22 protein-coding genes are annotated in these 24,342 nt (G+C 65.4%); 18 read left to right on the top strand and 4 right to left on the bottom strand.

Going from position 1 to position 24,342, the window contains the following annotated elements:
- The first annotated feature begins 48 nt into the window (after positions 1 to 48).
- Positions 49 to 969: a DMT family transporter gene (locus AOG28_RS05175; RefSeq protein ID WP_054555549.1), complete on the top strand. Its 921-nt coding sequence runs from the start codon at positions 49 to 51 to the stop codon at positions 967 to 969.
- Positions 970 to 1,008: 39 nt separating this feature from the next.
- Here AOG28_RS05175 and ppk2 read toward each other — a convergent pair whose 3' ends face one another.
- Positions 1,009 to 1,929 carry a polyphosphate kinase 2 gene (gene ppk2, locus AOG28_RS05170; RefSeq protein WP_054555548.1) on the bottom strand — a complete coding sequence of 307 codons (921 nt, stop codon included), beginning with the start codon at positions 1,927 to 1,929 and terminating at the stop codon, positions 1,009 to 1,011.
- A gap of 190 nt (positions 1,930 to 2,119) precedes the next feature.
- Positions 2,120 to 2,860: an arylesterase gene (locus tag AOG28_RS05165; RefSeq protein ID WP_082388302.1), complete on the bottom strand. Its 741-nt coding sequence runs from the start codon at positions 2,858 to 2,860 to the stop codon at positions 2,120 to 2,122.
- Positions 2,861 to 2,952: 92 nt separating this feature from the next.
- Between AOG28_RS05165 and AOG28_RS05160 the strand changes: the two genes are divergently transcribed.
- The 10 genes from AOG28_RS05160 to AOG28_RS05115 all read left to right on the top strand — a co-directional run bounded on the left by AOG28_RS05160 (position 2,953) and on the right by AOG28_RS05115 (position 15,374).
- Positions 2,953 to 3,756: an ABC transporter ATP-binding protein gene (locus AOG28_RS05160; protein WP_054555547.1), complete on the top strand. Its 804-nt coding sequence runs from the start codon at positions 2,953 to 2,955 to the stop codon at positions 3,754 to 3,756.
- Positions 3,749 to 6,472 carry an ABC transporter permease gene (locus AOG28_RS05155; RefSeq protein ID WP_082388300.1) on the top strand — a complete coding sequence of 908 codons (2,724 nt, stop codon included), beginning with the start codon at positions 3,749 to 3,751 and terminating at the stop codon, positions 6,470 to 6,472. The genes AOG28_RS05160 and AOG28_RS05155 overlap by 8 nt, the downstream gene beginning before the upstream one ends.
- 232 nt (positions 6,473 to 6,704) lie before the next feature.
- Positions 6,705 to 7,967, top strand: a complete 1,263-nt coding sequence (glyA, locus tag AOG28_RS05150) for a serine hydroxymethyltransferase (RefSeq protein WP_054555546.1) — start codon at positions 6,705 to 6,707, stop codon at positions 7,965 to 7,967.
- 277 nt (positions 7,968 to 8,244) lie between these two features.
- Positions 8,245 to 8,526: a DUF6506 family protein gene (locus tag AOG28_RS05145; RefSeq protein WP_054555545.1), complete on the top strand. Its 282-nt coding sequence runs from the start codon at positions 8,245 to 8,247 to the stop codon at positions 8,524 to 8,526.
- Between the two features lie 222 nt (positions 8,527 to 8,748).
- Positions 8,749 to 9,633 (top strand): FadR/GntR family transcriptional regulator, encoded by an 885-nt coding sequence (locus AOG28_RS05140; RefSeq protein ID WP_082388394.1) that lies wholly within the window; start codon positions 8,749 to 8,751, stop codon positions 9,631 to 9,633.
- Between the two features lie 92 nt (positions 9,634 to 9,725).
- The gene (locus AOG28_RS05135; protein WP_082388298.1) at positions 9,726 to 10,808 is read left to right on the top strand and encodes a TRAP transporter substrate-binding protein; all 1,083 of its coding nucleotides are present in this window, start codon (positions 9,726 to 9,728) and stop codon (positions 10,806 to 10,808) included.
- Between the two features lie 166 nt (positions 10,809 to 10,974).
- Positions 10,975 to 11,619 carry a TRAP transporter small permease subunit gene (locus tag AOG28_RS05130; protein ID WP_054555544.1) on the top strand — a complete coding sequence of 215 codons (645 nt, stop codon included), beginning with the start codon at positions 10,975 to 10,977 and terminating at the stop codon, positions 11,617 to 11,619.
- The gene (locus AOG28_RS05125; protein WP_043331381.1) at positions 11,619 to 12,920 is read left to right on the top strand and encodes a TRAP transporter large permease; all 1,302 of its coding nucleotides are present in this window, start codon (positions 11,619 to 11,621) and stop codon (positions 12,918 to 12,920) included. Before AOG28_RS05130 ends, AOG28_RS05125 begins: the two co-directional genes overlap by 1 nt.
- A 304-nt stretch (positions 12,921 to 13,224) precedes the next feature.
- A complete protein-coding gene (locus tag AOG28_RS05120; RefSeq protein ID WP_054555543.1) occupies positions 13,225 to 14,121 on the top strand; it encodes an HAD-IIB family hydrolase in 897 nt (298 codons plus the stop codon).
- A 41-nt stretch (positions 14,122 to 14,162) separates the two neighbouring features.
- Positions 14,163 to 15,374: a hypothetical protein gene (locus AOG28_RS05115; RefSeq protein ID WP_054555542.1), complete on the top strand. Its 1,212-nt coding sequence runs from the start codon at positions 14,163 to 14,165 to the stop codon at positions 15,372 to 15,374.
- 88 nt (positions 15,375 to 15,462) lie between these two features.
- Here AOG28_RS05115 and AOG28_RS05110 read toward each other — a convergent pair whose 3' ends face one another.
- On the bottom strand, positions 15,463 to 17,361 hold the full coding sequence (locus tag AOG28_RS05110; RefSeq protein ID WP_082388296.1) for a sugar phosphorylase: 1,899 nt from the start codon (positions 17,359 to 17,361) through the stop codon (positions 15,463 to 15,465).
- A gap of 362 nt (positions 17,362 to 17,723) precedes the next feature.
- Positions 17,724 to 17,972, bottom strand: coding sequence for a GlsB/YeaQ/YmgE family stress response membrane protein (locus AOG28_RS05105; protein ID WP_043331379.1), 249 nt, complete (start codon positions 17,970 to 17,972; stop codon positions 17,724 to 17,726).
- A gap of 398 nt (positions 17,973 to 18,370) precedes the next feature.
- Here AOG28_RS05105 and nrdR point away from each other — a divergent pair, with 398 nt between their 5' ends.
- From nrdR to AOG28_RS05070, 7 genes are all read left to right on the top strand, one after another.
- A complete protein-coding gene (nrdR, locus tag AOG28_RS05100) occupies positions 18,371 to 18,859 on the top strand; it encodes a transcriptional regulator NrdR (RefSeq protein ID WP_043331377.1) in 489 nt (162 codons plus the stop codon).
- A gap of 247 nt (positions 18,860 to 19,106) precedes the next feature.
- Complete coding sequence (gene ribD / locus AOG28_RS05095; protein WP_054555541.1) at positions 19,107 to 20,261, top strand: bifunctional diaminohydroxyphosphoribosylaminopyrimidine deaminase/5-amino-6-(5-phosphoribosylamino)uracil reductase RibD; 1,155 nt, start codon at positions 19,107 to 19,109, stop codon at positions 20,259 to 20,261.
- Positions 20,262 to 20,417: 156 nt separating this feature from the next.
- Positions 20,418 to 21,572 (top strand): bifunctional 3,4-dihydroxy-2-butanone-4-phosphate synthase/GTP cyclohydrolase II, encoded by a 1,155-nt coding sequence (gene ribBA / locus AOG28_RS05090; protein WP_054555540.1) that lies wholly within the window; start codon positions 20,418 to 20,420, stop codon positions 21,570 to 21,572.
- Positions 21,573 to 21,683: 111 nt separating this feature from the next.
- Complete coding sequence (ribH, locus tag AOG28_RS05085; protein WP_043331374.1) at positions 21,684 to 22,166, top strand: 6,7-dimethyl-8-ribityllumazine synthase; 483 nt, start codon at positions 21,684 to 21,686, stop codon at positions 22,164 to 22,166.
- The gene (gene nusB, locus AOG28_RS05080; protein WP_054555539.1) at positions 22,163 to 22,678 is read left to right on the top strand and encodes a transcription antitermination factor NusB; all 516 of its coding nucleotides are present in this window, start codon (positions 22,163 to 22,165) and stop codon (positions 22,676 to 22,678) included. The genes ribH and nusB overlap by 4 nt, the downstream gene beginning before the upstream one ends.
- 1 nt (position 22,679) lies before the next feature.
- Positions 22,680 to 23,798 (top strand): thiamine-phosphate kinase, encoded by a 1,119-nt coding sequence (thiL, locus tag AOG28_RS05075; protein WP_082388292.1) that lies wholly within the window; start codon positions 22,680 to 22,682, stop codon positions 23,796 to 23,798.
- Positions 23,795 to 24,268, top strand: a complete 474-nt coding sequence (locus AOG28_RS05070; protein ID WP_043331372.1) for a phosphatidylglycerophosphatase A family protein — start codon at positions 23,795 to 23,797, stop codon at positions 24,266 to 24,268. Before thiL ends, AOG28_RS05070 begins: the two co-directional genes overlap by 4 nt.
- The last annotated feature ends 74 nt before the right edge of the window (positions 24,269 to 24,342 follow it).

Raw genomic sequence — 24,342 nt, 5'->3', positions numbered from 1 at the left:
GACACTCATCGCCAGGATTGCGATACCCGAAATGCGAGGAAGGATGCCATGAGTCAGGATAGGGAAGCCATGCTCTACGGTCTGGGTGCCGTGGCCTTGTGGTCGACGGTGGCGACCGCCTTCAAGCTGGCGCTTGAGCAGATGTCGCCGCTGGAGCTGGTATGGCTGGCGGCACTGGTGTCGTGGCTGTTGATCGGCGTGCTGATGTGGCGTCAGGGCAAGCTGCGCGAAGCGCTCACCACTGGCTGGCGGGGCGGCTGGCGTACGGCACTCTGGGCCGGACTGATGAATCCGGTCGGCTACTATCTGGTGCTGTTCGGCGCCTACGCGCGGCTGCCGGGCCAGGAGGCGATGGCGCTCAATTACACCTGGGCGCTGGCGATGGCCTTTCTCGCCGTGCCGATTCTCGCGCAGCGCCTGACGCGCATCGACGTCGCGGCGGGGCTGATCGCCTACGCCGGTGTGTGGACCATCGCCACGCGTGGCGAGGTGTTCAATGTCGCCTTCGCCGACCCGCTGGGCGTCGGGCTGGCGCTGGGCTCGACCCTGCTGTGGGCGCTCTACTGGTTGCTCAATGCGCGTGACCCGCGCGCGCCACTGGTCGCCCAGTGGCAGAATTTCAGCATCGCCTTGCCGGTGCTGACGCTGCTGGTGGCCTTCGGGCCGGGCTTTGGCAACTTCATCGGTGAGAGCGCCAATCCCCAGGCGCTGACGGCGGGCATCTATGTCGGCCTGTGCGAGATGGGCATTGCCTTCGTGCTCTGGCAGCTGGCGGTGCACAAGGTGTCGCGCACCGCCAAGGTCTCCAACCTGATCTTCCTGTCGCCGCCCATCTCATTGACGCTTCTGCACTTCATCGTCGGCGAGCCGATCCTCACCTCGACGCTGGCGGGGCTGGTGCTGATTCTGGCCGGACTCGGCCTGCAGCAGCTGCAGAAGGCGCCGGCTGAGCTGTCACAATCGACCTGAGCGAGCCGCGCCGTCAGCACACCGCCCGCCACTCGATCGTCAGTCGTCGGGCAGGATGAGGCGATCGGCATCCACCACGATCAGCGGGTCCGGGGTGCCGATCATCTTCTTGTCCTTGCCGGGGTAGTCGAGCTGACTGAGCACATGGCGCAGCGCGCCGATACGGGCCCGGCGCTTGTCGTCGGAGCGGATCAGCGTCCAGGGCGCATGATCGCTGTGCGTACGTGCGAACATCGCCTCGGCGGCATCGGTGTACTCATCCCATTTCTTCTGCGCCACGGCGTCCATCGGTGACAGCTTCCAGTGGGTCAGCGGGTCGGCGGCGCGCTTGGCGAAGCGGATCGATTGCTCCTCGCGGGACACCGAGAAGTACAGCTTGACCAGGTGCAGGCCATCCTCGACCCACAGGCGCTCCTGCTGGGGCACCTGCACCAGAAAGCGTTCGACTTCCTCCGGGGTGGCGAAGCCCATCACCGCCTCGACCCCCGCGCGGTTGTACCAGCTGCGATCGAACAGCACGATTTCGCCACTGGTGGGGAAGCGCGAGACATAGCGCTGGAAATACCACTGGCCCTTTTCCGTCTCGTTGGGCTTGTCGAGGGCGACGATGCGCGCGAAACGCGGATTGAGATACTCCATGAAGCGCTTGATGGTGCCGCCCTTGCCGGCGGCGTCACGCCCCTCGAACACGATGGCCAGGCGTCCGCCACTGTCGCGCAGCCAATGCTGCACCTTGAGCAGCTCGATCTGCAGCGCGCGCTTCTCGGCCTCATAGACCTTGCGCTTGAGGCGCTCGTCGTAGGGGTAGGCGTCACTGGAGACCGGCCCCAGCGTCATGCGCGGGGCATCGCCAGTGGCGTGCTTCTTGCTGGCCTTGCCCTTGGCGTCCTTGCGCTTGGCATCCCTGGCCTTCGAATGCGCCTTGCCGGCATCCGCCTTCCTGTTGTTGGATTTACTCATGGCAGTACTCCCTGTGAGGATGGGGCCTGGCCCCGACGACCGACGACTCGGGCTGATGACGTCAGCGCTGCAAGGCCTCATGGCCCAGGCGGCCTGCCTGACAGGCACTGATCAGGCAGGCGCGGATTGTCATCTCGCGGCAAGGTAGGCGCATGCAAGCTGTCGTGACATGCGCCGCGCCTGATATGGATCACTCCGCTGACGTCGCGTGTTGCGCCAATGGCGCGAGTGTCGGCCAGATGGTGTCGAGCAGCTGCGGTTGCGCCTTGGCGGTGGGGTGAATGCGGTCCTGCTGCATCAGCTTCTCGCTGGCCGGGGCCGTGGCGATGCCTTCGAGGATGAAGGGCACCAGCGGCACGGAATATTCGTCGGCCAGATCCCGATAGACCTGACGGAAGGCATCGGTGTAGGCCGGGCCGTAATTGGGCGGAATCTCGATGCCGAGCAGCACGGGCTGGGCATCGGCGTCCTCCACGGCCTCGATCATGCTGGCCAGATTGGCCTGCATGCGGGCGGGTGGCAGGCCACGCAGGCCGTCGTTGCCGCCCAGTTCGATCATCACCAGTGAAGGGTCGTGTCGCGCGAGCAGTGCCGGCAGACGATTGAGGCCGCCTTCGGTCGTGTCGCCGCTGATGCTGGCATTGATGACCTCTGGCGCATCGCTGCCCAGGCTGTCCTCGAGGCGCTCGTCGAGCAGCGCGACCCAGCCCTGACTGCTGTCGATGCCGTAACCGGCCGAGATGGAATCACCGACCACCAGCCAGGGGGCCGGCGCATCGGCCAGCGCCACCTGGGGCGTCAGCACGGCCACGAGGCTCAGTGCCGTACTGGCGAGGGCATTGCGCAGCCGCTTGAGTCCCGGCGTGCCGGGGACTTTGCCATCGCTCGCCAGGCACTGGGTGTCACGGCGATTCACTAGCCATTTCTGCATTCATCATCTCCATCATCTGCACACTATTCATACCCGTTTCGGGGTCTGGAGTTCGTGCCCACCCCGTTCTCTACCATAAGCGAGCAGACACGATGTCACATAACGCCTCCATTAACGACGCGACCCCTGCGTCGGATCAAACCTCGTCAGACGCGCAGGCCAGCGCAACGCCTGCGCCGGTGCTGGAAGTGAGCGGGCTGGCGCAGCGGGTGACCAGTGGCGAAGGGCGCCTGACCATCCTCGAGGACCTGGAGCTTGCCGTGCAGGCCGGGGAAAGCGTCGCCATCATCGGGGCCAGCGGTTCCGGCAAGTCGACGCTGCTGGGCCTGCTGGCGGGGCTGGACAGCCCGAGCGAGGGCGATATTCGCCTGTTCGGAAGCTCGCTTGCAGGGCTTGATGAGGATGGTCGTGCGGCGCTGCGCGCGGGGCAGGTCGGCTTCGTGTTCCAGAACTTCCAGCTGCTGCCGACGCTGACGGCGCTGGAGAACGTGCTGATGCCGCTGGAGCTGGCCCCGCAGGGCGATATCGAGGCGCAGGCGCGTGACTGGCTGACGCGGGTCGGGCTGGGAGAGCGACTCGATCACCTGCCGCGTCATCTGTCCGGCGGCGAGCAGCAGCGCGTGGCCATCGCGCGCGCCTTCGTCGCGGGGCCGGGGCTGGTGTTCGCCGATGAGCCGACCGGCAACCTGGATACCGCCACCGGCGAGCGCATCGCGGAGCTGCTGTTCACCCTCAACCGCGAGCGGGGCACCACGCTGATTCTGGTCACCCACGACCTGACGCTGGCCAGGCGCTGTGATCGCTGCCTGAATCTCGAGGCCGGCAAGCTGGTGGAGTGGAAGGATGAAGCGAGTGCGCCGGCCGTGGCGACGCCACAAGGAGGCGACGATGTCTGAGTCCCGGGTGTCTGACCGCGCGGCGACATCTTCCGCCAACGCGCAGCGCCCGCGTGGGGCGCGCCTGCCGCTGGCGCTGCGTGGCCTGCTGCGTGACCTGCGCGCCAGTGATGTGCGCGCGCTCTTTCTGGCGCTGATGCTGGCGGTCGCCGCGACCACCATGATCGGCTTCTTCCTTGACCGTCTGGACCGTGGACTCAATCGCCAGGCGAGCCAGCTGCTCGGCGGGGACCTGGTGCTGGAGTCCAGCAACCCGCTCGACCCGCGCTTCGCCGAGGCCTTCCGCGCAGCGGGACTTGAGATGTCGCCGCAGCTGGGCATGGTCTCGATGGCCTCGCACGGCGACAGCTTCGTGCTGTCGAGCCTCAAGGCGGTGTCGCCGGGCTATCCGCTCGCCGGCCGGGTGGAGCTGGAGTCGGATGCCTCGGGCGAGGAGGCTCAGGCGCCAGGCACCAGTTCACGCGCGGAGATTCCGCCGCCGGGCGAGGCGTGGATCGTGCCGCGCCTCGCCATGGCGCTGTCGGCCGAGGTCGGCGATACCCTGACGGTCGGGCGCAAGCAGCTGACCATCAGTGGCCTGATCACGCGTGAGCCTGATCAGCAGGGCGGCTTTTCCGAGTTCAGTCCGCGCCTGATGTTCAACATGGAAGATCTCGACGCCACCGGTCTGATCCAGCCCGGCTCGCGGATGGAATATCGCCTGCTGGCGGCGGGTGATCCGGCGGCGGTGCAGCAGGCACGCGACGCCATCGCGCCGCTGCTGGCGAGTGCCGACAACGCCGAGGTGCGGCTCAAGGACGTGCGCGAAGACCGCCCGCGTCTGGGGCGTTCACTGGAGCGTGCCGACAAGTACCTGAGTCTGGCCGGGCTGGTGGCGGTGCTGCTGGCCGGGGTCGCGGTGGCGATGTCGACGCGCCGCTATGTGGAGCGTCATCTGGATAGCGCCGCGCTGTGGCGCTGCTTCGGTGCCTCTCAGCGTCAGTTGTCACGGCTGTTCGCGGCCCAGCTTGGCTGGTTGGCCCTGCTGGCGAGTACCGGGGGTGCTGTGTTGGGCCTGTTGGGACAGATGGGACTGGTGGCGCTGCTGGAGCGCTTCCTGCCGCTGGAGCTGCCTGCACCGGGGCCGCTGCCGCTGGCATTGGGGATTCTGACGGCGCTGGCGGTGCTGGTCGGCTTTGCCGGCCCGATGCTGCTGCGTCTGCGTCAGGTCAGTGCGCTCAAGGTGCTGCGGCGTGAGCTGGCCCCGCTGCCTGCCTCGGCGTGGGTGGTGGTGGCGATCGCCAGTCTGGTGTTCGGCGCCCTGATGTGGCTCTACTCGGGCGATCTCATGCTGGCGGCCGGCCTGCTGGTCGGTGGCATCATCGCGCTGGGTCTGCTGATGGTGGTGGGGCAGCTGCTGCTGTCGCTGATGCTCAAGGTGGTGGCACGCATGCGCGGTCAGGGCGGCTGGAGCCGGCCGATTCGCCTCGCCGGCGGCATGCTGGCCAGGCGGCGCGGTGCCAGCCTCGGCCAGCTGGTCGCCTTTGCCGTGACCTTCGCGGCGATGGCGTTGATCGCGCTGGTACGCGGTGACCTGATCACCCGCTGGCAGGCGCAGATTCCGACCAATGCGCCCAATCACTTCGCGATCAATATCCAGCCCGGAGAGCAGCAGGCCTTCGGCGAGCAGCTGACCGCGATGGTGGATGAGCAGGCCGGCGACAGCCAGAGCGAGCTCTACCCGATGGTGCGTGGACGCATCACGGCGCTCAAGGGCGAGTCCCTGCTGGGACGCACCCAGCAGCGCCTGCAGGCAGCCCAGTCGGATCAGCCGGCGGCAGGCGGCATGCAGGAAGGGCGCAGCGATGAGGGGGATGGCGAGCAGCAGGGCGTCCCGCAGCGTGAGCTGAACCTGACCTGGCATCGTGATCTGCCGGACCACAACCGCCTGTCGGCGGGCGAGTGGACGCCGATCAATGACTTCGCCGATGCAGACAGCGAGGCACGCAGCCGCCTCGCCGCCACTCAGGGTGTGCCGGTGTCGATGGAGGAGGAGCTAGCCGAGCGCATGGGGCTGGTCATCGGTGACAGCCTGTCATTCACCATCGGCAGCGAGACCGTCAAGGCCCAGGTGGTCAATCTGCGCCATGTCGACTGGGACAGCTTCCTGCCCAACTTCTACGTCATCTTCCCGCCCGGTGCGCTCGAGAGCTTCGCCCACAGTTACATGACGGCGTTTCATCTCGAGGACGAGCGCAAGCTGGCGCCGCTGGTGCGCGACTACCCCAGCGTGTCGTTGATCAATATCGACGCCATCCTGACCCGCGTGCAGGAGCTGATCGCCCAGGTGTCGCGTGCGGTGGAGCTGATTCTGGGGCTGGTGCTGCTGGCGGGGGCCAGCGTGCTCTACGCGGCGCTGGTAGCCAGTCGTCCGGCACGTGAGCACGAAGGCGCGCTGTACAAGGTGTTCGGCGCCGGTCAGGGCCTGCTGGCACGCCTGCAGGCCGCTGAGTTCGTGCTGCTCGGCCTGCTCAGTGGGTTGCTGGCGGCGATGCTCGCCGAAGGCGCCGCGGTCGGTCTCTATTCCGGCTGGCTGGGTCTGCCGGTGGTGCTGCATCCGTGGCTGTGGGTGCTGCTGCCGCTGGCGGGTGGCGTGCTGATCGGCGGGCTGGGCTTCTGGCTGTCGAGAGAAGTGAGGCGCCAGCCGCCGATGGCGGGGCTGCGCGCCCTGCAGTGAGCGCCATCAGGCCTCGTCATCGCAGCGCCGGATGACGAGGCCTGACGACCTCAACCTGCGGCCTCATGATCGTTGTCTCGGTCATGGGGCCGTCTTGCGTTAACAATGATGCTGATTCATGTGAATCGGGCCGCTGGCTGAGGTATCATGCTGGTCCTGATCTTACCCCCAGATGGCGAGCCGGCCGCGCCGGAATTCGCTGTCGTCATCACCCTTCAGGCGAGGACACCCGATGTTCACCCGTGACATGCAGATTGCCGGTTTTGATGATGCGCTCCTGAGCGCCATGGACGACGAAGTCGTTCGCCAGGAAGCTCACATCGAGCTGATCGCCTCCGAGAACTACGCCAGCCCCCGCGTCATCCAGGCGCAAGGCTCCCAGCTGACCAACAAGTACGCGGAAGGCTACCCGGGCAAGCGTTACTACGGCGGTTGCGAGTTCGTCGACAAGGTCGAGCAGCTGGCCATCGATCGTGCCTGCGAACTGTTCGGTGCTACCTACGCCAACGTTCAGCCGCACGCCGGTTCACAGGCCAACAGTGCCGTCTTCCAGGCGCTGGTCTCGCCGGGTGACACCATTCTGGGCATGAGCCTGGACGCGGGTGGCCACCTGACTCACGGTGCACGTCCGAACTTCTCCGGCAAGCACTACAACGCCGTGCAGTACGGTCTGGGCGAGAACGGCCTGATCGACTACGCCGAAGTCGCGCGTCTGGCGCGTGAGCACAAGCCGAAGATGATCATCGCCGGCTTCTCCGCCTACTCCCAGATCATCGACTGGGCCGAGTTCCGCAAGATCGCCGACGAAGTGGGTGCCTACCTGCTGGTCGACATGGCCCACGTGGCCGGTCTGGTCGCCGCTGGCGTCTACCCGAGCCCGCTGCCCCACGCCCACGTCGTCACCACCACCACGCACAAGACCCTGCGCGGTCCGCGTGGCGGCCTGATCCTGTCCGCCGAAGGCAATGCCGACATCGAGAAGAAGCTGAACTCCGCTGTCTTCCCGGGCGGCCAGGGCGGCCCGCTGATGCACGTCATCGCGGCCAAGGCGGTCTGCTTCAAGGAAGCGATGGACCCGGCCTTCACCACTTACCAGAAGCAAGTGGTCAAGAACGCCAAGGCGATGGCGTCCGTGTTCCTGGAGCGCGGCTTCGAAGTCGTCTCCGGCGGCACCGAAGACCACCTGTTCCTGCTGTCTCTGGTCAAGCAGGGCCTGACCGGCAAGGACGCTGACGCTGCGCTGGGCCGTGCCCACATCACCGTCAACAAGAACGCCGTACCGGGTGACCCGCAGTCGCCGTTCGTCACCTCCGGTCTGCGTATCGGTACCCCGGCCGTCACCACGCGTGGCTTCCAGGAGCAGGAGTGTCTGGAACTGGCCGGCTGGATCTGCGATATCCTCGATGCGATGGTCGCTGGCGATTCCGCCGCTGCCGAAGCCGAGGTGCAGGCCAAGGTCTCCGCCGTCTGTGCACGTCTGCCGGTCTACGCCTGAGGCGTGACGAGGTGCCAGCCCGGCTGGCCCTCACTGCAGCAGTGCTGACAGTGGCGTAACGCTGTCATGCATCAGACAAGAAACGCCTGTCGCGCAAGCGGCAGGCGTTTTTTTGTGCCTGCACCACGGCCAGCCGAGGCCGAGTGGCGTGGTGCACTGCGGGGTGGGAGAGTGGTCAACCAGCGCTCAGAAAGATCAGTCTGTGCCCGGGAGCGGACGCGCTACGCTATTCTCGATGCCGGACACACTCTGCTCATCTTCGTGCAAGGAGGCTTCCATGGCCGTCATGCAGCACCATGCCTTTCTGATCCTGGTCGAGAACAGCGGCAATACCTCACTGAGCAGCCAGGGCAGCGGCGAGGTCCGCATTTCCGTCGCCACGATGGGGACGCTGAGGGCGGCTGAGCGGCTGGTCAGTGAGCTGGTCGCCCAGGGCGTCAGCCAGATCGAGCTGTCGGCCAGCTTCGGCGCGGCAGGCGAGGAAGCGCTGAGAACGGTGGTCGCGGACAGCGGTGCCGAGCGTACGGTGTCGATCGGCCGCGTGCGATTCACGGCCTGACGCCAGCACACGGGGAAATTGCCAGTACCTGAATAGCCCTTTTGCAACAGGGAGTTGCGTAAAGGTGTGACCAAAGTCGGGTCTCACCCTTGGTCTAGGGTGTCTTGTTGGCATGTCTGACATGGGCTATTCCTTGACGGACAAGAGCGCGCCGCGATGCATCCCGTGAAGGATGTGCGCGAGCTACAAATGACGCGCCACGCCATCAAGGAACGTTCGATCATGACCACGCCTCCCACGAGTGCCGCTGGCGGCAGCCCGCGCGCCAATGCCTCTTCTGGAACGTCTGCCTCAGCCGGCGAGACCTCGACCGCGCGTGTCGATGTCGCCGAATGGCTGGCGCAGGCCATCTTCGAGAATCGCTACCCGCCGGGCAGCCTGATTCCTCGTGAGCTGGACCTGTGCGATCAGCACGCCCAGAGCCGCGCCACCGTGCGCACCGCGATCCAGAGCCTGGTCAATGCCGGGATTCTCACCCGCACCACCGGCCAGGGCACCCGCGTCAATCCGCTCAGCGAGTGGCATCTGCTCGATCCGCGCGTGACCGGCTGGATGACGCGCTACGCGATGCCGCATCCGCAGCTGGCACGGGACATCTACGCCTTCCGTATCTCCATCGAACCCTTCGTCGCCGCCCTGGCAGCCACCGAGGCCACCGCCCAGGACCTGTCCGCCATCGAGCAGGCCTATGACGGCATGGCCGCGGCGGTGCATGGCGGCAGCGCCATGGAGGAGTTCGACCGCGCCGATATCGCCTTCCACGACGCCATCTTCGCCGCGACCCACAACGTCATCTGGGCGCAGCTTGGCCATGTGCTCAAGCCGTCGATCAGCCTGCTGGTGGCGACCTCCAATCACAATGCCTCGGAGCTGGGCGACAGCCTCGGCCGCCATCGTGCGGTGATGGAGGCGATTCGTCTGCGCCAGCCCGATGCCGCCCACGCCGCGACCCTGCATGTGCTGGACCGCACCGGTCAGGACCTCGGGCTTGCCATGCCTGCAGTCTCTGAAGGCAGTCATCCTGCCGGGCGCGCCCAGGAACCGCTGGAGCTGCTGCGCCGCTTCGGCCAGCTGCCCAGCCTGTCTGCACCGCTATCAAGCGAGTGAACGGCACCTCGCGGCGTTTCGCCACGCCGGGAAGTGCCTGCACGTCTTCCACTGACCCTAGAACGTCATAACAACAATCCAGGAGTTTCACCATGCCGCGTTCCACTACCTCGCCGCTCACCACTACCTCGCCGCGCACCACTGCCGCTCCCGCCCGTGTCACGCTCAAGGCGCTGGCCCTGTCCACCGCCGTGGCTGCCACGCTGATCGCCACACCGAGCTGGGCCGCCGAGTACGAATGGACCTTCCAGACCTCCGAGACGGCCGGGGAGCCGCAGTTCGAGGTCAAGAAGGCCTGGGCCGACAGCATCAAGACCATGTCGGATGGCCGCATCGCCATCGAGATCCTGCCGGTCAATGCCGTGGTGCAGGCCAATCAGACGCTGGATGCCGTCAGCGCCGGCATCCTGCAGGGCCACCTGACCGATCCGTCCTACTTCTCGGGCCAGAATCCGGCCTTCGGCATGCTGGGCAACCTGGTGGGTGCCTGGGGTGACCCGCTGGAATATCTCGAGTACATGCAGCACGGCGGCGGTGAGGAGCTCTACAACGAGCTGGTCGAGCCCTACGGCGTGCACCTGATCGGCGCGGGCGCCACCGGGCTTGAGTCCTTCGTCTCCAAGAAGCCGGTGCGCACCGTCGATGACCTCAAGGGCCTCAAGGTGCGTGCGCCGGAAGGCATGGTCTACAACATCTTCCAGAAAGCTGGCGCGGCGCCCGTCAACCTGCCGGGCTCCGAGGTCTACACCGGCCTGGAGAAGGGCGTGATCGACGCGGCGGATTACACCGTCTTCGCCACCAATGATGACCAGGGCCTGCACAGCTTCGCCAAGTACCCGTCCTACCCGGGCTTCCACTCTCTGCCGATGGTGGCGGTGTCGATGAACAAGGGCATCTGGGACGGCCTGCCGGCGGATCTCAAGGCGATCATGGAGAGCGCCACCGATGCGATGGCCTACGACATGGTCTTCACCCTCAAGGCGCGTGACATCAAGGCGGTGAGCGCGGCGCGTGCCAATCCGGATATCGAGGTGATCGACATGGCGCCGGAGGAGCGCGCCAAGTTCCGTCGCATCGCGCAGCAGGAGTGGAAGGTGTGGGCCGAGAAGAATGAGCTGACCGGCAAGGTCTACGAGTCCGTGGTCAGCTTCCTGACCGACCGCAACCTGATGTGAGCCCGCTGGCGCGCGGGATGGGCGCCAGCCGCCGCGTGGCACTGGTCAGCTAGCCACGCTTTTGGCGACACGATCGCAGAACGATAAAGACGCGGGAGATCAAGGTCGGCGTGCTCACTGGGCGCGCCGATTCTCCTTGAGGCAGCGAGTCAGCAAGGAATTCGATATGGCAGAACATGATGTGGCGTCGCCGGGGCTACCCGAGGCGTCGGATGACCACGACCCGAACCTGGGCACGCGGACGCCGCTGGACCGCCTGGTGGGCAAGGGTACGCGCGCCGCGGCGTGGCTGGTGTTGCTGGCGATGGCGATCAGCGTGTTCGAGGTGGTGATGCGCTATGGCCTCGATTCGCCGACCTCCTGGGTGCACGAGACGGTGATCTTCCTGGTCGCGACCAGCTTCGCGCTGGGCGGCCCGGCGGCCCTGGCCAACAATCGCCATATTCGCGTGCGTGTGCTCTACGACCTGGTCGGCACGCGCTTTCGCTACGTGCTGGACTGTTTCAATGACGTGATGACGTTCGTCTTCTGTCTGGCGATGAGCTATGCGGGCTGGGTGATGTTCTGGCGTGCCTCGCACAGTCCGCTGGGCGAGTGGCAGCTGGAGCGATCCGGCACCTCATGGAATCCGCCGTTTCCGGCGTTGACCAAGGGCGTGATCCTGTTCGCGCTGGCGGTGATGACCCTGCAGGCGCTGTGGCATCTCTACCAGACCTTCTTCTCGCCCCGCCCGCCCGAGGGCGGCAGTGAGGGAAGTGGCGCATCCGACGCCACTCCCGACGCCACAGCTGACCACAAGGAGCCGCGCTGATGGATATCGCAACGGCTACGATGCTGCTGGTCGGCGGCATCTTCGCGCTGCTGGTCACCGGCCTGCCGCTGGCCTTCGTCACCGGCCTGGTCGCGCTGGCCTACACCTTCGGCTGGTTCGGACCGATGGCGCTGCCGCTGGTCACCAGTCGTGTCTATGGCTTCGTCACCGAGTATTCGCTGGTGGCGGTGCCGATGTTCGTGTTGATGGCCTCGCTGCTCGATCGCTCGGGGATCGCCAAGGACCTGTTCAATGCCATGCGCGTGATGGCAGGGCGACTGCCAGGCGGCGTGGCGATCCAGACCATCGTGGTGGCGTTCTTCCTCGCCGCGATGTCCGGCATCATCGGCGGCGAGATCGTGCTGCTGGGGATTCTGGCGCTGCCGCAGATGCTCAGACTCGGCTATGACAAGCACATCGCCATCGGCGTGGTGTGTGCCGGTGGCTCGCTGGGCACCATGATGCCGCCCTCCATCGTGCTGATCATCTATGGCCTGATCGCCAACCAGTCGATCGCGGACCTGTTCACCGCGGCGATCACCCCGGCCATCGTGCTGATGGCAAGCTACATCATCTACGTGCTGATCCGCTGTCTGCGCAACCCTTCACTGGGGCCGGTGATGCCCGAGGAGGAGCGCCGCGCCAGCTTCCAGAGCAAGCGTGAGCTGCTCAAGGCCATCGGCGTGCCGGCGGTCATCGCGGGGCTGGTGCTGGGCTCCATCTACGGTGGCGTGGCCTCGGTGACCGAAGCCGCGGCGATGGGCAGCTTCGGCGTGCTGGTGGCGGTGATGCTGCGCGGCGAGTTCTCCATCACCCTGATGCAGCGTGCGCTGTCCCAGACCATGAACACCTGCGGCATGATCATCTGGATCGGTATCGGCGCGGCGGCACTGGTCGGGGTCTACAACCTGATGGGCGGCAACCGCTTCGTGTCGAGCATGATTCTCGGCCTGGATATCCCGCCGCTGGCGATCATCATGGTGATGATGGCGATCCTGCTGCTGCTGGGGCTGTTCCTCGACTGGATCGGCATCGCGATGCTGACCCTGCCGATCTTCGTGCCGATCATCGTGCAGCTCGGCTACGACCCGGTATGGTTCGGCGTGCTGTTCGCGGTCAACATGCAGGTGTCCTTCCTGTCGCCACCCTTCGGGCCTGCCGCCTTCTATCTGAAAGGCGTGGCACCGGAAGGCATCAGCCTCAAGGATATCTTCGTCTCGCTGCTGCCGTTCATCGCCATCCAGCTGTGCGTGCTGGCGATGTTGCTGCTGTGGCCGCAACTATCGCTGTGGCTGGTCTAGTCTCAACAGACGTTGCCCGCTTGCCCAAGACTCGACGCCCTCGCATCTGCGAGGGCGTCGTCGTTGGTGACGAAAGATTTGCGCCGTCGTGTGGCGAGGCATCATGCAAGGCAGGCTTTGTGCTCTTTTATGGTGCAAATAGGCGGACGCACAAACACGGTCACGGTGAGAGGGGTCAGGCTGTCATGGCAGATGCACCATCTTGGCACATTCCCTGCAATGCTCTTGCAATGCCTGTCCGGTGCCACGAGATCCTGTCGAGGTGACCCCCGACACGCTGCAGCACTTCACGAGGAGAGTTCACATGTCAGAGACTCAAGCACCGCTGTTGTTGCTGACCGATCTGGATGGCTCGCTGCTGGATCACCACGATTACTCGCCGGGCCCGGCGCGCAGCTGGCTGACCCGCCTGCGCGCGCGCGGTGCCTGGATCGTCCCCAACACCTCCAAGACGGCGGCCGAACTGGCGCCGCTGATGGACTCGCTGGGCTTGGCGGGCCAGCCGTGGATCGCCGAGAACGGCGGCGTTGTGGCCCTGCCGGCCGATTGGCTGAGCGCCTATCCGCTGGAAGAGGCCAGCGCCCCGGATGCACACGGCCTGTGTCGTATCGCGGTGGCGATGCCCCGCGACAGGATTCTCGCGGTGCTGGAAGAGCTGAGCGGGGAGTTCGCCTTCGAGGGCTTCGCCTCGATGTCGGTGGCGAGAATCAGTGAGCTGACGGGGCTGGCGGAGGGCGACGCGGCCCTGGCGGGACAGCGTGATGCCAGTGAACCGCTGGTGTGGCGCGACGCGCCGGAGCGTCTCGAGGACTTTCGCATGCGCCTGGCCAGCCATGGCCTCAAGCTCACACGTGGTGGGCGCTTCCACCATGTGACCGGGGACAGCGACAAGGGCGTGGCAGCGCGCTATCTGATCGCCCGCTACCGGCTCTGCGAGCGGGTGCGCCCCTGGACGCTGGGCTTCGGCGATGGCGCCAATGACCTGCCGCTGCTGGCCGCCGTCGACAACGCTGTGCTGATCCCCGGCGTCGGTGATACCTCACAGCGTGATCGGGAGCTTGCCGATTATCCGCAACTGGCGGATGAACGCCGCTGTTTTCGCGCCAATCTCCCCGGACCGCAGGGATGGGTCGAGGGATTGCGTCACTGGCTGGCCAATGGCCAGCCGGAAGAATGGACATCCAGAGGTCTGGGCGCCTGACGCCTGCCTGATGCGTGTCTTCGGCATGACAAGGAGCTGACATGAGCGATTTTTACCAGAATGGCATCATCACCAACTTCCATAACCTGACCGATCGTCCGGTGGAAGATCTCGAAGCGGACCTGATGCGCTTCTCCCGCAAGCGACCGATGAGCCTGATTCTGCCGTCGCTGTATTCCGAGCTGGAAGGCCCCGCCCTCAAGCATATCGTCGAGGAGCTGGCCCAGGTGCCCTACCTCAGCGAGATCGTGATCGGGCTGGACCGCGCCGACCGTGACCAGTTTGAGCATGCCAAGGAGTTCTTCTCACATCTGCCGCAGCATCACCGCATCCTGTGGAACGACGGCCCGCGTCTGCGGGCGCTGGATGAGGAGCTGACCGAGCATGGCCTGGCGCCGATGGAGGCCGGCAAGGGCCGCAATGTCTGGTACTGCTCAGGCTATGTGCAGGCCTCGGGCATCGCCGAGGCGGTGGCACTGCATGACTGCGATATCGTCACCTATGACCGCGGCCTGCTGGCGCGGCTGATCTACCCGGTGGCCCATCCGCAGTTCAACTACGAGTTCTGCAAGGGCTACTACTCGCGCATCGCCCAGGGCAAGCTGAACGGCCGCGTGGCGCGCCTGATGGTCACGCCGCTGATCCGTGCGCTCAAGAAGGTCTATGGCCCGCTGCCGTACCTGGATTATCTCGACAGCTATCGCTACCCGCTGTCCGGCGAATTCTCGATGCGCACCGACGTGCTGGCGGACATCCGCATTCCCAGTGACTGGGGGCTGGAGATCGGCGTGTTGTCCGAGGTCCACCGTAACTATTCCACCAAGCGCCTGTGTCAGGTGGACATCGCCGATGCCTACGATCACAAGCACCAGCCGCTGTCCGAGGAAGATGCGCTGGGCGGCTTGAATCGCATGAGTCTGGATATCGCCAAGGCCATGTATCGCAAGCTGGCCACGCTGGGCGTCGAGATGCACGGCGAGACCTTCCGCACCATCAAGGCGACCTATTACCGTATCGCGCTGGACCTGATCGAGACCTACTACAACGATGCCGTCATGAATGGCCTGACGGTGGACCGCCACAGCGAGGAAGCGGCGGTGGAGCTGTTCGCCGCCAACATCATGGATGCCGGCAGCGCCTTCCTCGACAATCCGCGCGACAAGCCCTTCATCCCGAGCTGGAACCGGGTGCAGTCAGCCGTGCCGGACCTGCTCGAGCGCATGCACGAAGCGGTGGAGCTGGACAACCAGTAAGGCTCGCGGCGGGAAACAGCAAGACCTATGACAACGGGGCTGCCAGTGGCAGCCCCGTTGTCATAGGCAGGAGGAGAAAAAGAGGGCGTCAGACAACCTCGATGGCCGGCGGGCGCACGGTTTGCTCCATCAGCCAGGCCGCCTGATAGGGACGGCGGGCCATGGTGGGATCGTAGGCCTTGTCGTGGCACAGGTGGTCGGTCAGCGCGACGCCTTGCCAGCTTGCCGGCAGCGGCAGCACGCGCGGCTGATCGGTGACATTGAGGGCGAACAGCAGGCGACGCCCTTCATGGGTGACGCGCTCGAAGACGAAGAAGTCCGGGCCGACATCGAAGACATTCTGGTCGGCATCCGGGTGGAAGCAGGGTTCGTTGCGGCGCAGTGCCATGCGGCGCTTGAGGGCGTGGAAGACCTCATGGGTCGCGGTGTTGGGGCTTGCCAGCAGCGCTTCCAGTTCATCACGCTGCCATTTGCGGCGGTTGATGGCGCGCAGATGGCCATCGCGCTCGACGCCTTCCTGGTGGTTGGGGGTCGCGGTCAGCGAGTGGATATACAGCCCCGGGATGCCCTGCAGGCTCAGCATCAGGGTCTGACTGGCGATGAAACGCTCGATCTGCCACGGGTCCTGGCCGCGACGCGTGCCCTTGAGCGCATCGAAATAGCTGATGTTGAGTTCATAGGGGGTATCGGCGCGTCCGGGGTTGGCGCGCATGCTGACGTAGCCACCGAAGTCATGCACCAGCCGCACCAGGGTGTCGCGCTCGTGGTCGGGCAACAGGCCCTCAAGGGCACGAACGCCGATACCGTCGTGACTGGCGGTGAAGTTGAAGTAGCTGCAGCCGGAAGGCAGGGACGGCAGGCTGGTGGCCCACTGGGTCAGGGCGCTGGCATCGCCGGAGGTCAGGGTGTGCAGCGTCAGCGGCGGCAACGTGAACTGATAGATCAGATGCGCTTCATCGGCCTGGGCGCTGCCCTCGATGGCGGTGAGGTCGTGCTGTGACAGGCGGTCGAGCCCGAAGTAGGACATGTTCTCGGCGTGGGGCACGTTGGTCTCGGTGATCAACAGGCTGCCCGGCGCCAGATGGTCGACGATGGCGCGCAGCAGGCGCACCACGGCGTGTGTCTCCGGCAGGTGGATGCAGGAGGTGCCCTGGCGTTTCCACAGGAAGGCCACCGCATCGAGGCGGATGATGCCCGCGCCCTGCTCGAGGTAGTAAAGCAGGATGCCGATGAATTCGAGCAGCACATCGGGATTGGCGAAGTTCAGGTCGATCTGGTCATCCGAGAAGGTTGCCCAAAGATGGCGCAGGCCACGACGGGTATGCACCGGCGTAAGCAGGGCAGACGGGCGCGGGCGCACGACCTCGGAGACATCGGTGTCGGGGTCCATCTCGATGAAGTAGTCGCGGCCGGGCTGCACGCCGGCCAGATAATCGGCGAACCACAGTGACTCGCGTGAGCAGTGATTGATGACCAGGTCTGCCATCAGGTCGCGGTGCTCGCTCAGGCGCCGGATGTCCTGCCAGTCGCCGAGGACCGGATTGACCTCGCGATAGTGGATGACGCTGAAGCCGTCATCGCTGCTCCACGGAAAGAAGGGCAGCACGTGGACTCCGGACAGGCTGTCGTCCAGTCGGCTGGTGAGGAAGTCGTGCAGGGTCGCCAGTGGCGCCTCGCCTTCCTGCTGCAGGCTGTCGCCGTAGGTGATCAGCCACTGGTCGCGCTCGCTCCATAGCGGCTCGCCTTCCGGTACGCGTGGGTTCAGGCGCGTGCGATGGAAATCCAGCACCGTTTCCAGGCGTCTGAGGACTTCTTCATGACGCAGTGGATAGATCTCGGCGAGCAGGCGTGTGGCGTGCGCCTGGAAATCAGCTTGCGAAAGACGTTTGGCGAGAGAGACTCTGGCCCGTGGCCTGGCGTTGCCCTCGCTCGGCGCAGGATCGGAGGCAGTGGATGTCGAGTGATCGGGAGATGACGTATCGGACATGGGCAATCCTCGTGGCAGCAAAAGCGGTCAGACTCTGCCTCGTGAGCCGCAATGGGCAGAGCGTGTCGCGGGTGATCTTCGGGAAGCCCGCCGGCGCAATCCTGCGGGGCCGGTGGCAAGACTGGAAATCACATATCAGATGAAGTCGGCTGGCCGTCGTTTGGTGAAATGCCTGAATAGCGCATCGCTCAGCGGCGCCCGTGGGTGACGGCCTGGTGCCTTTACTCATGAGTCATGCACGCCTCGGGCCAGATTCGTCAAGCCTGCAAGGCAGGACGGCCAGCCTGCATGTGCGGCTGGCCGTCCTGTCTGGCGTCATGTGGCCTGCGGCCAGCTGACGCCACTGCGCTTCATGACACGCTTTACTTGCGCAGCACGCGATACAGAATCAGCAGAATGACGGCGCCGAGCACGGCGATGACAAAGCTGGCCAGATTGAATCCCGTCACTTCACCGAAGCCCATCAGGGTGCCGACCCAGCCACCGACCACGGCACCCAGGATGCCGATGATGCTGGTGACGATGATGCCACCCGGGTCCTTGCCGGGCACGATCACCTTGGCGATGATGCCGGCAATAAGACCGAATATGATCCATGCAATGATTCCCATGTCGCAGCTCCTTGCGTCATCGTGATCAATCTCGCGGCAGAGATCATCCGCCGCCAGTCGTGAAAGGATTTCACGGCTCGGGGAAGCGTCCTTGTGAGGCGCTGTACCCTGATGTCATCTTTCGGTTATCGCGCGGGGATTTCAAGCCTGCCGGGCAGGTTGATTGACGCTTTCGCCGCGGTGTCCGCCACCCGAGGCGACAATCCAGGAAACTCCTGTCGCCCCTTGGTCGCTCCCCAAGGCTAGTTCAGATAGGTCGGTGCTGACATAGGCTCCCGTGGCGGGGCCTTAACGGTTACAATACCCGCCATTCGCTGTCATTCGGCTGCGCTGCGCCACTTCCTCGCTGTGCTTCGCGCGGGGCCGCAGCCACCTCGCACCCAAGCAGGCTCTCCAACATGCACTGTCCCTTCTGTGGAACTCATGAAACCAAGGTCACGGATTCCCGACTGGTGGTCGAGGGTGACCAGGTGCGGCGGCGTCGCCAGTGCGCGGCCTGCGGTGAGCGTTTCACGACCTACGAAACGGCGGAGCTGGTCATGCCGCGCGTGGTCAAGGGCGACGGTTCGCGTGAGAGCTTCGATGAGCACAAGCTGCGTGCTGGCATGCTGCGCGCGCTGGAAAAGCGCCCGGTATCCTCCGAGCTGATCGAGGCCGCGGTGGAGCGCATTCGTCAGCGTCTGCGTGCCACCGGCGAGCGTGAGATCGAGGCGCGGCGCATCGGTGATGAGGTCATGCAGCAGCTCAAGCGGCTGGATCAGGTCGCCTATATCCGCTTCGCTTCGGTCTATCGTCGCTTCCAGGATCTTGATGAGTTCCGCGCCGAGATCGACCGTCTCGCCCAGGAGCCCAGCTTCCTGCCGGGCGAGGAAGACGCGCGGCCCTGATGTCTCGCCACAGGCATCTTTACTGATGATCTCGAGGCCTGTGTCTGCTGGTCCTGTCGCGTCACACTGCGTGGCTCAGGCCTCGGGGTATTGGCCGCCGCCTGGGCTACGCCTGACCTTCTCTCGTTTCACGCCAAGGTATCGCATGTCTCTTTCTCCTCATGCTTCTCATGCTCCCCGTGACAGCCATTCTCGCGACAGCCACTCTCGCGACCGCAGTGCTCCCTCGGCGCGTGATGCGCGCCACATGGCCCACGCCCTGCGCCTGGCGCGCCTGGGCAGCTACACGACGCAGCCCAATCCGCGTGTCGGCTGTGTGCTGGTAGAGGCCGAGACCGACGAGGTGATCGCGAGCGGCTTTCACGTGCGTGCCGGGGAAGGGCATGCCGAGGTCAATGCGCTGGCAGAGGCAGGCGAGCGCGCGCTGGGCTGCGTGGCCTATGTGACGTTGGAGCCCTGCTCCCACACCGGGCGTACCGGCCCTTGCTCACTGGCGCTGATCGCGGCGGGCGTCTCGCGGGTGGTGATCGCGATGCGTGATCCGAATCCGCAGGTCGCCGGGCGCGGCATCGCGCTGCTGCAGGGCGCGGGCATCGCGGTGACGGTCGGGGTGATGGAGCAGGAGGCGCGAGCGCTCAATCCCGGCTTCCTGTCCCGCATGGAGCGCGGTCGGCCCTTCGTGCGCCTCAAGCAGGCCATGAGTCTGGACGGGCGCACGGCGATGGCTTCCGGCGAATCCCAATGGATCACCGGCCCCGAAGCGCGCAGTGCCGTGCAGCGTCTGCGTGCGCGCTCCAGCGTGGTGATGAGCGGCATCGAGTCGGTCATCTTCGATGATTCGCGCCTCAATGTGCGCGCCGACCAGCTCGGGCTCGAAGACCATCCGCTGGGGCTCGAGGCGCTGGTGGCGCGTCAGCCGTTGCGCGTGGTGGTGGACAGCCATCTGCGTCTGCCGCTGGCGGCGCGCATTCTGGCGCAATCCGGTCGTACGCTGCTGGTATGTGTCGCGGATGAGACAGCGGCGCAGGCTGAGCGACGTACCTTGTTGGAGGCGGCCGGTGCCGAAGTGTTGGCGCTGCCGGCCGGCGAAGATGGCCGCGTGGACCTCGAGGCCCTGCTGCACTATCTGGCCGAGCACGAGCAGGCCAACGAGGTGCTGCTGGAAACCGGTGCGGTACTGGCCGGGGCCATGATCCAGGCGGGGCTGGTCGATGAGATGCAGCTCTTCATGGCCCCGACGCTGCTGGGCGGCGAGGCGCGCCCGCTGCTGGCGCTGCCGGGGCTGGATTACATGGCGCAGCAGCGCCGGGTCGAGATTCGCGATATCCGGGCGGTGGGGCGTGATTGGCGCATCACCGCAGTGCCGGTAGCATCGCCAGACCCGCAGGAGAGCGGCGACTGATTTCTTCTTGTCACGCAAGCACTTGCCGCCGTCTGGCGACAGCGGCGTCGCTGGGTGCTGGCGCAAAACGGGGTGGCGGGGTACCCTGACGCCCGACTTTTTGATAATACGCGTGGGTCCGGCATGGGCCGGCGCAGCCCGTAAAGTGGAGCAAGCATGGCGCTATCAGGCATCGCAGCACTCGTCGAGGATATCCGGCAAGGCAAGATGGTCATCCTCATGGATGACGAGGATCGTGAGAATGAAGGCGACATCATCATCGCCGCGGAAGCCGTGACAGCCGAGCACATCAACTTCATGGCACGCCACGCGCGTGGCTTGATCTGCATGCCGATGTCGCGTGAGCATTGCGAACAGCTCCAGTTGCCACTGATGGTTCAGGCCAACGGTTCCGGCTTCGGCACCAAGTTCACGCTCTCCATCGAGGCCACCGAAGGCGTCACCACCGGTATCTCGGCGGCTGACCGCGCCCGTACCGTGCAGGCTGCCGCCGCGCGCAATGCGCGCCCGCAGGACATCGTCCAGCCGGGGCACATCTTCCCGCTGATGGCGGAACCGGGTGGCGTGCTGCGTCGTGCGGGCCATACCGAGGCGGCCTGTGACCTGGCGTCCATGGCAGGCTTTGGCGCGACCGGCGTGATCTGTGAGGTCATGAACGACGACGGCAGCATGGCGCGTCGTGAAGAGCTCGAGCGCTTCGCCGCCGAGCATGACCTCAAGGTCGGCACCATTGCGGACCTGATCGAATATCGCATCCACAATGAGCAGACCGTGGAAGTGCTGGACAGCGAGCAGGTCGAGACTGCCTTCGGCGAGCTGACGCTGCACTGCTTCAGCGATCGCATCCAGGGCCGTCACCACCTGGCGCTGGTCAAGGGCACGCCGGACGCCGAGTCTCTGACCACCGTGCGCGTGCACGTGCAGGACCCGATGCGCGACCTGCTGACCCTGCGTCAGCCGGGCAGCAGCAGCTGGGCCCTCAATGATGCGCTCGCCGAAGTCGCCGCCGCCGATGCCGGCGTGCTGGTACTGCTGGACACCGGCAGCGACGCGATGGATTACAAGGATCGTCTCGATGTCTTCCTCGGACGACGTCGTACGCCGCGCACCAACGAATCCGATGGTGCGGGCAATTATCTGACCACCGGTACCGGTGCCCAGATCCTTCGGGATCTCGGTGTCGGCCGGATGCGTCTGCTCAGCTCGCCGTGGAAATTCTCTGCCCTGTCCGGGTTTGGCCTCGAAGTGGTCGAACTGGTCGGCAGTGATGACACGGCAGGCGAGACAGGCGCAGACGCCGCGGGCGCGTAAGCGCTTCGGCACCCCAAATGGCGGGGGAGGTCGCGCAATTCTGGCGGCCTTCCCCGGTATGATTGATATCCCCGCCCCGGTTCTCCGGGGCGCTAGCATTGTGGACTGACCATGCAACCGATTGCTCAACTCGAAGGCACTTTCACCAATGTCGATGGCCGTTACGTCATCGTCGTCGGGCGTTTCAACCACCATGTCGTCGACAGCCTGGTGGAAGGCGCGGTCGATTCTCTCGTACGCCACGGCGTCGATGAGGAAAACATCGACCTGATCCACGTGCCGGGTGCCTGGGAAATTCCGCTGGCAGTCAAGGCCGTGCTGGCCAAGGTCAAGCCGCACGCCGTCATCACGCTGGGCGCGGTGATCCGCGGTGGTACGCCGCACTTCGAATATGTCGCCGGTGAGTGCAACTCCGCGCTGTCGCGTCTGCAGCTCGAATTCGACACCCCGGTCGCCAATGGCGTGCTGACGGTGAACTCCATCGAGCAGGCCATCGAGCGTGCCGGCACCAAGGCTGGCAACAAGGGTACCGAAGCGGCCATGGCGGCGATGGAAATGGTCTCCCTGCTCAAGGCCATGGGAGGTGACGCGTGAGCGAACGCAAGGAACGTACCGAGCGCGAGCCGTCCAAGCAGCAGCAGGCGCGTCGCGCCGCTCGCGAGCTGGCCGTGCAGGGCATCTACCAGTGGCAGATGACCGGCAAGAACATGACCACCATCGAAGCCGAGTTCCGTGGTCAAAAGGTCGACGATGACGTCGAGCTGCACGAAAACTGGGTCGAGGTGATGCGCATCGCCGACCAGGCCCTGTTCCACGAGCTGCTGCACAACGTGCCGCGCTTCCAGAAAGAACTGGATGCCAGCATCAGCCCGCTGCTCGACCGTCGCCTGCAGGATCTCGACGAGATCGAGCTGGCCATCCTGCGTCTGGGCGCCTACGAGCTGTCCAAGCGCATGGAAGTGCCGTATCGCGTGGCGATCAACGAAGGGGTCGAGCTGGCCAAGACCTTCGGTGCCACCGACGGGCACAAGTACGTCAACGGGATCCTCGACAAGCTGGCAGTCAAGCTGCGCAGTGCCGAGGTGACCCAGGCCCGCCTGCGCTGACATGCCAGGTGAATTCGAGCTGATTGCCCGCTACTTCCAGCGCGATCTGTCCGGGGCACCGGGCGTGTTGCTGGGGCCGGGTGACGACTGTGCACTTCTTGCCGCCAGTGATGGCATGCAGATGGCGGTCAGTGTCGATACCTCGGTGGCGGGGGTGCACTTCCCGCCGGATGCGCCTGCGGCGTCCATTGGCCATCGCGCCCTGGCCGTCAATCTGTCTGATCTGGCGGCGATGGGCGCGACCCCGCGCTGGGCGTTGCTGGCTCTGACGTTGCCGGACGTGGATGAAGACTGGCTGCATGGTTTTGCGGCCGGTTTCCATGCGCTGGCGGATCGCTACGGCATCGCGCTGGTAGGCGGCGACGTCACGCGCGGCCCGCTCTCCATCACGATCACCGTGCATGGCGAGCTGCCGTGCGTGCTCGAGCCTGCCCTGCAGGCCGATAGCGTGACCCGCCCGATTCTTCGGCGTGACGGCGCCCGTGAGGGGGATCTCATCGCGGTCACCGGCCTGCCGGGGTTGGCGCATGCTGGCCTCAGGGCCTGGCAGGAAGGCGTACGCGATGTGCTGAATCCTTGCCTGGCGGCCTACCTGCGACCAGAACCGCGGGTCGATGCGGGGCTGGCGCTGCGTGAGCTTGCCAGTGCGGGCCTGGATGTCTCCGATGGCGTGATGGGCGATCTGGCACACATCTGTCGTGCCAGTCAGCTGTCGGCGGCGCTGGAGCTTGGCGAACTGCCGCTGGCGCCGGAGCTGATCACGGCGCTGGGCGAGCAGGGCGCCCGCGAGGCGGTCCTCAATGGCGGCGACGATTACGAGCTGTTGCTCACGCTGCCCGCAGAGAACCTCGAGACGGCCAGGCTCGCCTTGCGCTCGCTCAATCTGTCCTTGAATGTCATCGGTCGCATGCAGGCGGCGGGCAGCGATGTGCCGCGCGTGATGCTGATGGACAAGGGCGTTGAGCAGGCAGCGACGGGCCAGAGCTGGCAGCATTTCTCTGCCTCGCAGGCTTCTGTCACACAGGGCTTTGACACACAGGGCTCTGCCACGCAGGCTTCTGGGTCAGACGGCTCCTGCGGTGATGCGTCGCCACGTAACGCGAACGGGGTGGCACCATGAATCGCGCTCCCGCCAGTGTCTGGCGGCGCCCCGTGCACTTCCTGGCCTTCGGGCTGGGCAGTGGTACCGCGCCCTTTGCACCGGGCACCTTCGGTACTCTCGCGGCAATCCCGTTCTACTGGCTGATGACCAACCTCACGCTGTGGCCGTATCTGGCCATCGTGCTGGTCGCGTCGCTGGTCGGGATCTGGATCTGTGATCGCACCTCGCGCGATCTCGGTGTGCATGATCACTCCGGGATCGTCTGGGACGAATTCGTCGGCTATTGGATCACGATGGCCGCCGTGCCATTCTCTTGGCAGGCAGCGCTATGGGGCTTCGTGGTCTTCCGGGTCTTCGATATTCTCAAGCCATGGCCGATTCGCTGGGCCGACCGCCGGGTTGCCGGTGGCTTCGGCATCATGCTCGATGACGTCTTCGCCGGTATCTATGCCTGGTCGACGATGCATCTGTGGCTGTGGTTGCACTGACGCTTCGCTGCCTTGGCGGCGAGGCTCACGCACATGTTTCACTGATGGAAGCAGATGCGACAAGAGGCACCGCG

It is taken from the genome of Cobetia sp. UCD-24C (assembly GCF_001306765.1).
Lineage (GTDB): Bacteria > Pseudomonadota > Gammaproteobacteria > Pseudomonadales > Halomonadaceae > Cobetia > Cobetia amphilecti.
Note: the sequence above shows the minus strand (reverse complement) of the source record. Positions and strands in the feature narration are given on the sequence as shown.

Coding starts and splice junctions, on each gene's coding strand:
- glyA (WP_054555546.1), top strand. CDS start 6,705: ATGTTCACCCGTGACATGCAGATTGCCGGTTTTGATGATGCGCTCCTG.
- AOG28_RS05140 (WP_082388394.1), top strand. CDS start 8,749: ATGACCACGCCTCCCACGAGTGCCGCTGGCGGCAGCCCGCGCGCCAAT.
- AOG28_RS05155 (WP_082388300.1), top strand. CDS start 3,749: ATGTCTGAGTCCCGGGTGTCTGACCGCGCGGCGACATCTTCCGCCAAC.
- AOG28_RS05135 (WP_082388298.1), top strand. CDS start 9,726: ATGCCGCGTTCCACTACCTCGCCGCTCACCACTACCTCGCCGCGCACC.
- AOG28_RS05130 (WP_054555544.1), top strand. CDS start 10,975: ATGGCAGAACATGATGTGGCGTCGCCGGGGCTACCCGAGGCGTCGGAT.
- nrdR (WP_043331377.1), top strand. CDS start 18,371: ATGCACTGTCCCTTCTGTGGAACTCATGAAACCAAGGTCACGGATTCC.
- AOG28_RS05070 (WP_043331372.1), top strand. CDS start 23,795: ATGAATCGCGCTCCCGCCAGTGTCTGGCGGCGCCCCGTGCACTTCCTG.
- AOG28_RS05160 (WP_054555547.1), top strand. CDS start 2,953: ATGTCACATAACGCCTCCATTAACGACGCGACCCCTGCGTCGGATCAA.
- ppk2 (WP_054555548.1), bottom strand. CDS start 1,929: ATGAGTAAATCCAACAACAGGAAGGCGGATGCCGGCAAGGCGCATTCG.
- AOG28_RS05175 (WP_054555549.1), top strand. CDS start 49: ATGAGTCAGGATAGGGAAGCCATGCTCTACGGTCTGGGTGCCGTGGCC.
- AOG28_RS05145 (WP_054555545.1), top strand. CDS start 8,245: ATGGCCGTCATGCAGCACCATGCCTTTCTGATCCTGGTCGAGAACAGC.
- AOG28_RS05120 (WP_054555543.1), top strand. CDS start 13,225: ATGTCAGAGACTCAAGCACCGCTGTTGTTGCTGACCGATCTGGATGGC.
- ribBA (WP_054555540.1), top strand. CDS start 20,418: ATGGCGCTATCAGGCATCGCAGCACTCGTCGAGGATATCCGGCAAGGC.
- AOG28_RS05105 (WP_043331379.1), bottom strand. CDS start 17,972: ATGGGAATCATTGCATGGATCATATTCGGTCTTATTGCCGGCATCATC.
- ribD (WP_054555541.1), top strand. CDS start 19,107: ATGGCCCACGCCCTGCGCCTGGCGCGCCTGGGCAGCTACACGACGCAG.
- thiL (WP_082388292.1), top strand. CDS start 22,680: ATGCCAGGTGAATTCGAGCTGATTGCCCGCTACTTCCAGCGCGATCTG.
- AOG28_RS05115 (WP_054555542.1), top strand. CDS start 14,163: ATGAGCGATTTTTACCAGAATGGCATCATCACCAACTTCCATAACCTG.
- AOG28_RS05125 (WP_043331381.1), top strand. CDS start 11,619: ATGGATATCGCAACGGCTACGATGCTGCTGGTCGGCGGCATCTTCGCG.
- ribH (WP_043331374.1), top strand. CDS start 21,684: ATGCAACCGATTGCTCAACTCGAAGGCACTTTCACCAATGTCGATGGC.
- AOG28_RS05165 (WP_082388302.1), bottom strand. CDS start 2,860: ATGCAGAAATGGCTAGTGAATCGCCGTGACACCCAGTGCCTGGCGAGC.
- AOG28_RS05110 (WP_082388296.1), bottom strand. CDS start 17,361: ATGTCCGATACGTCATCTCCCGATCACTCGACATCCACTGCCTCCGAT.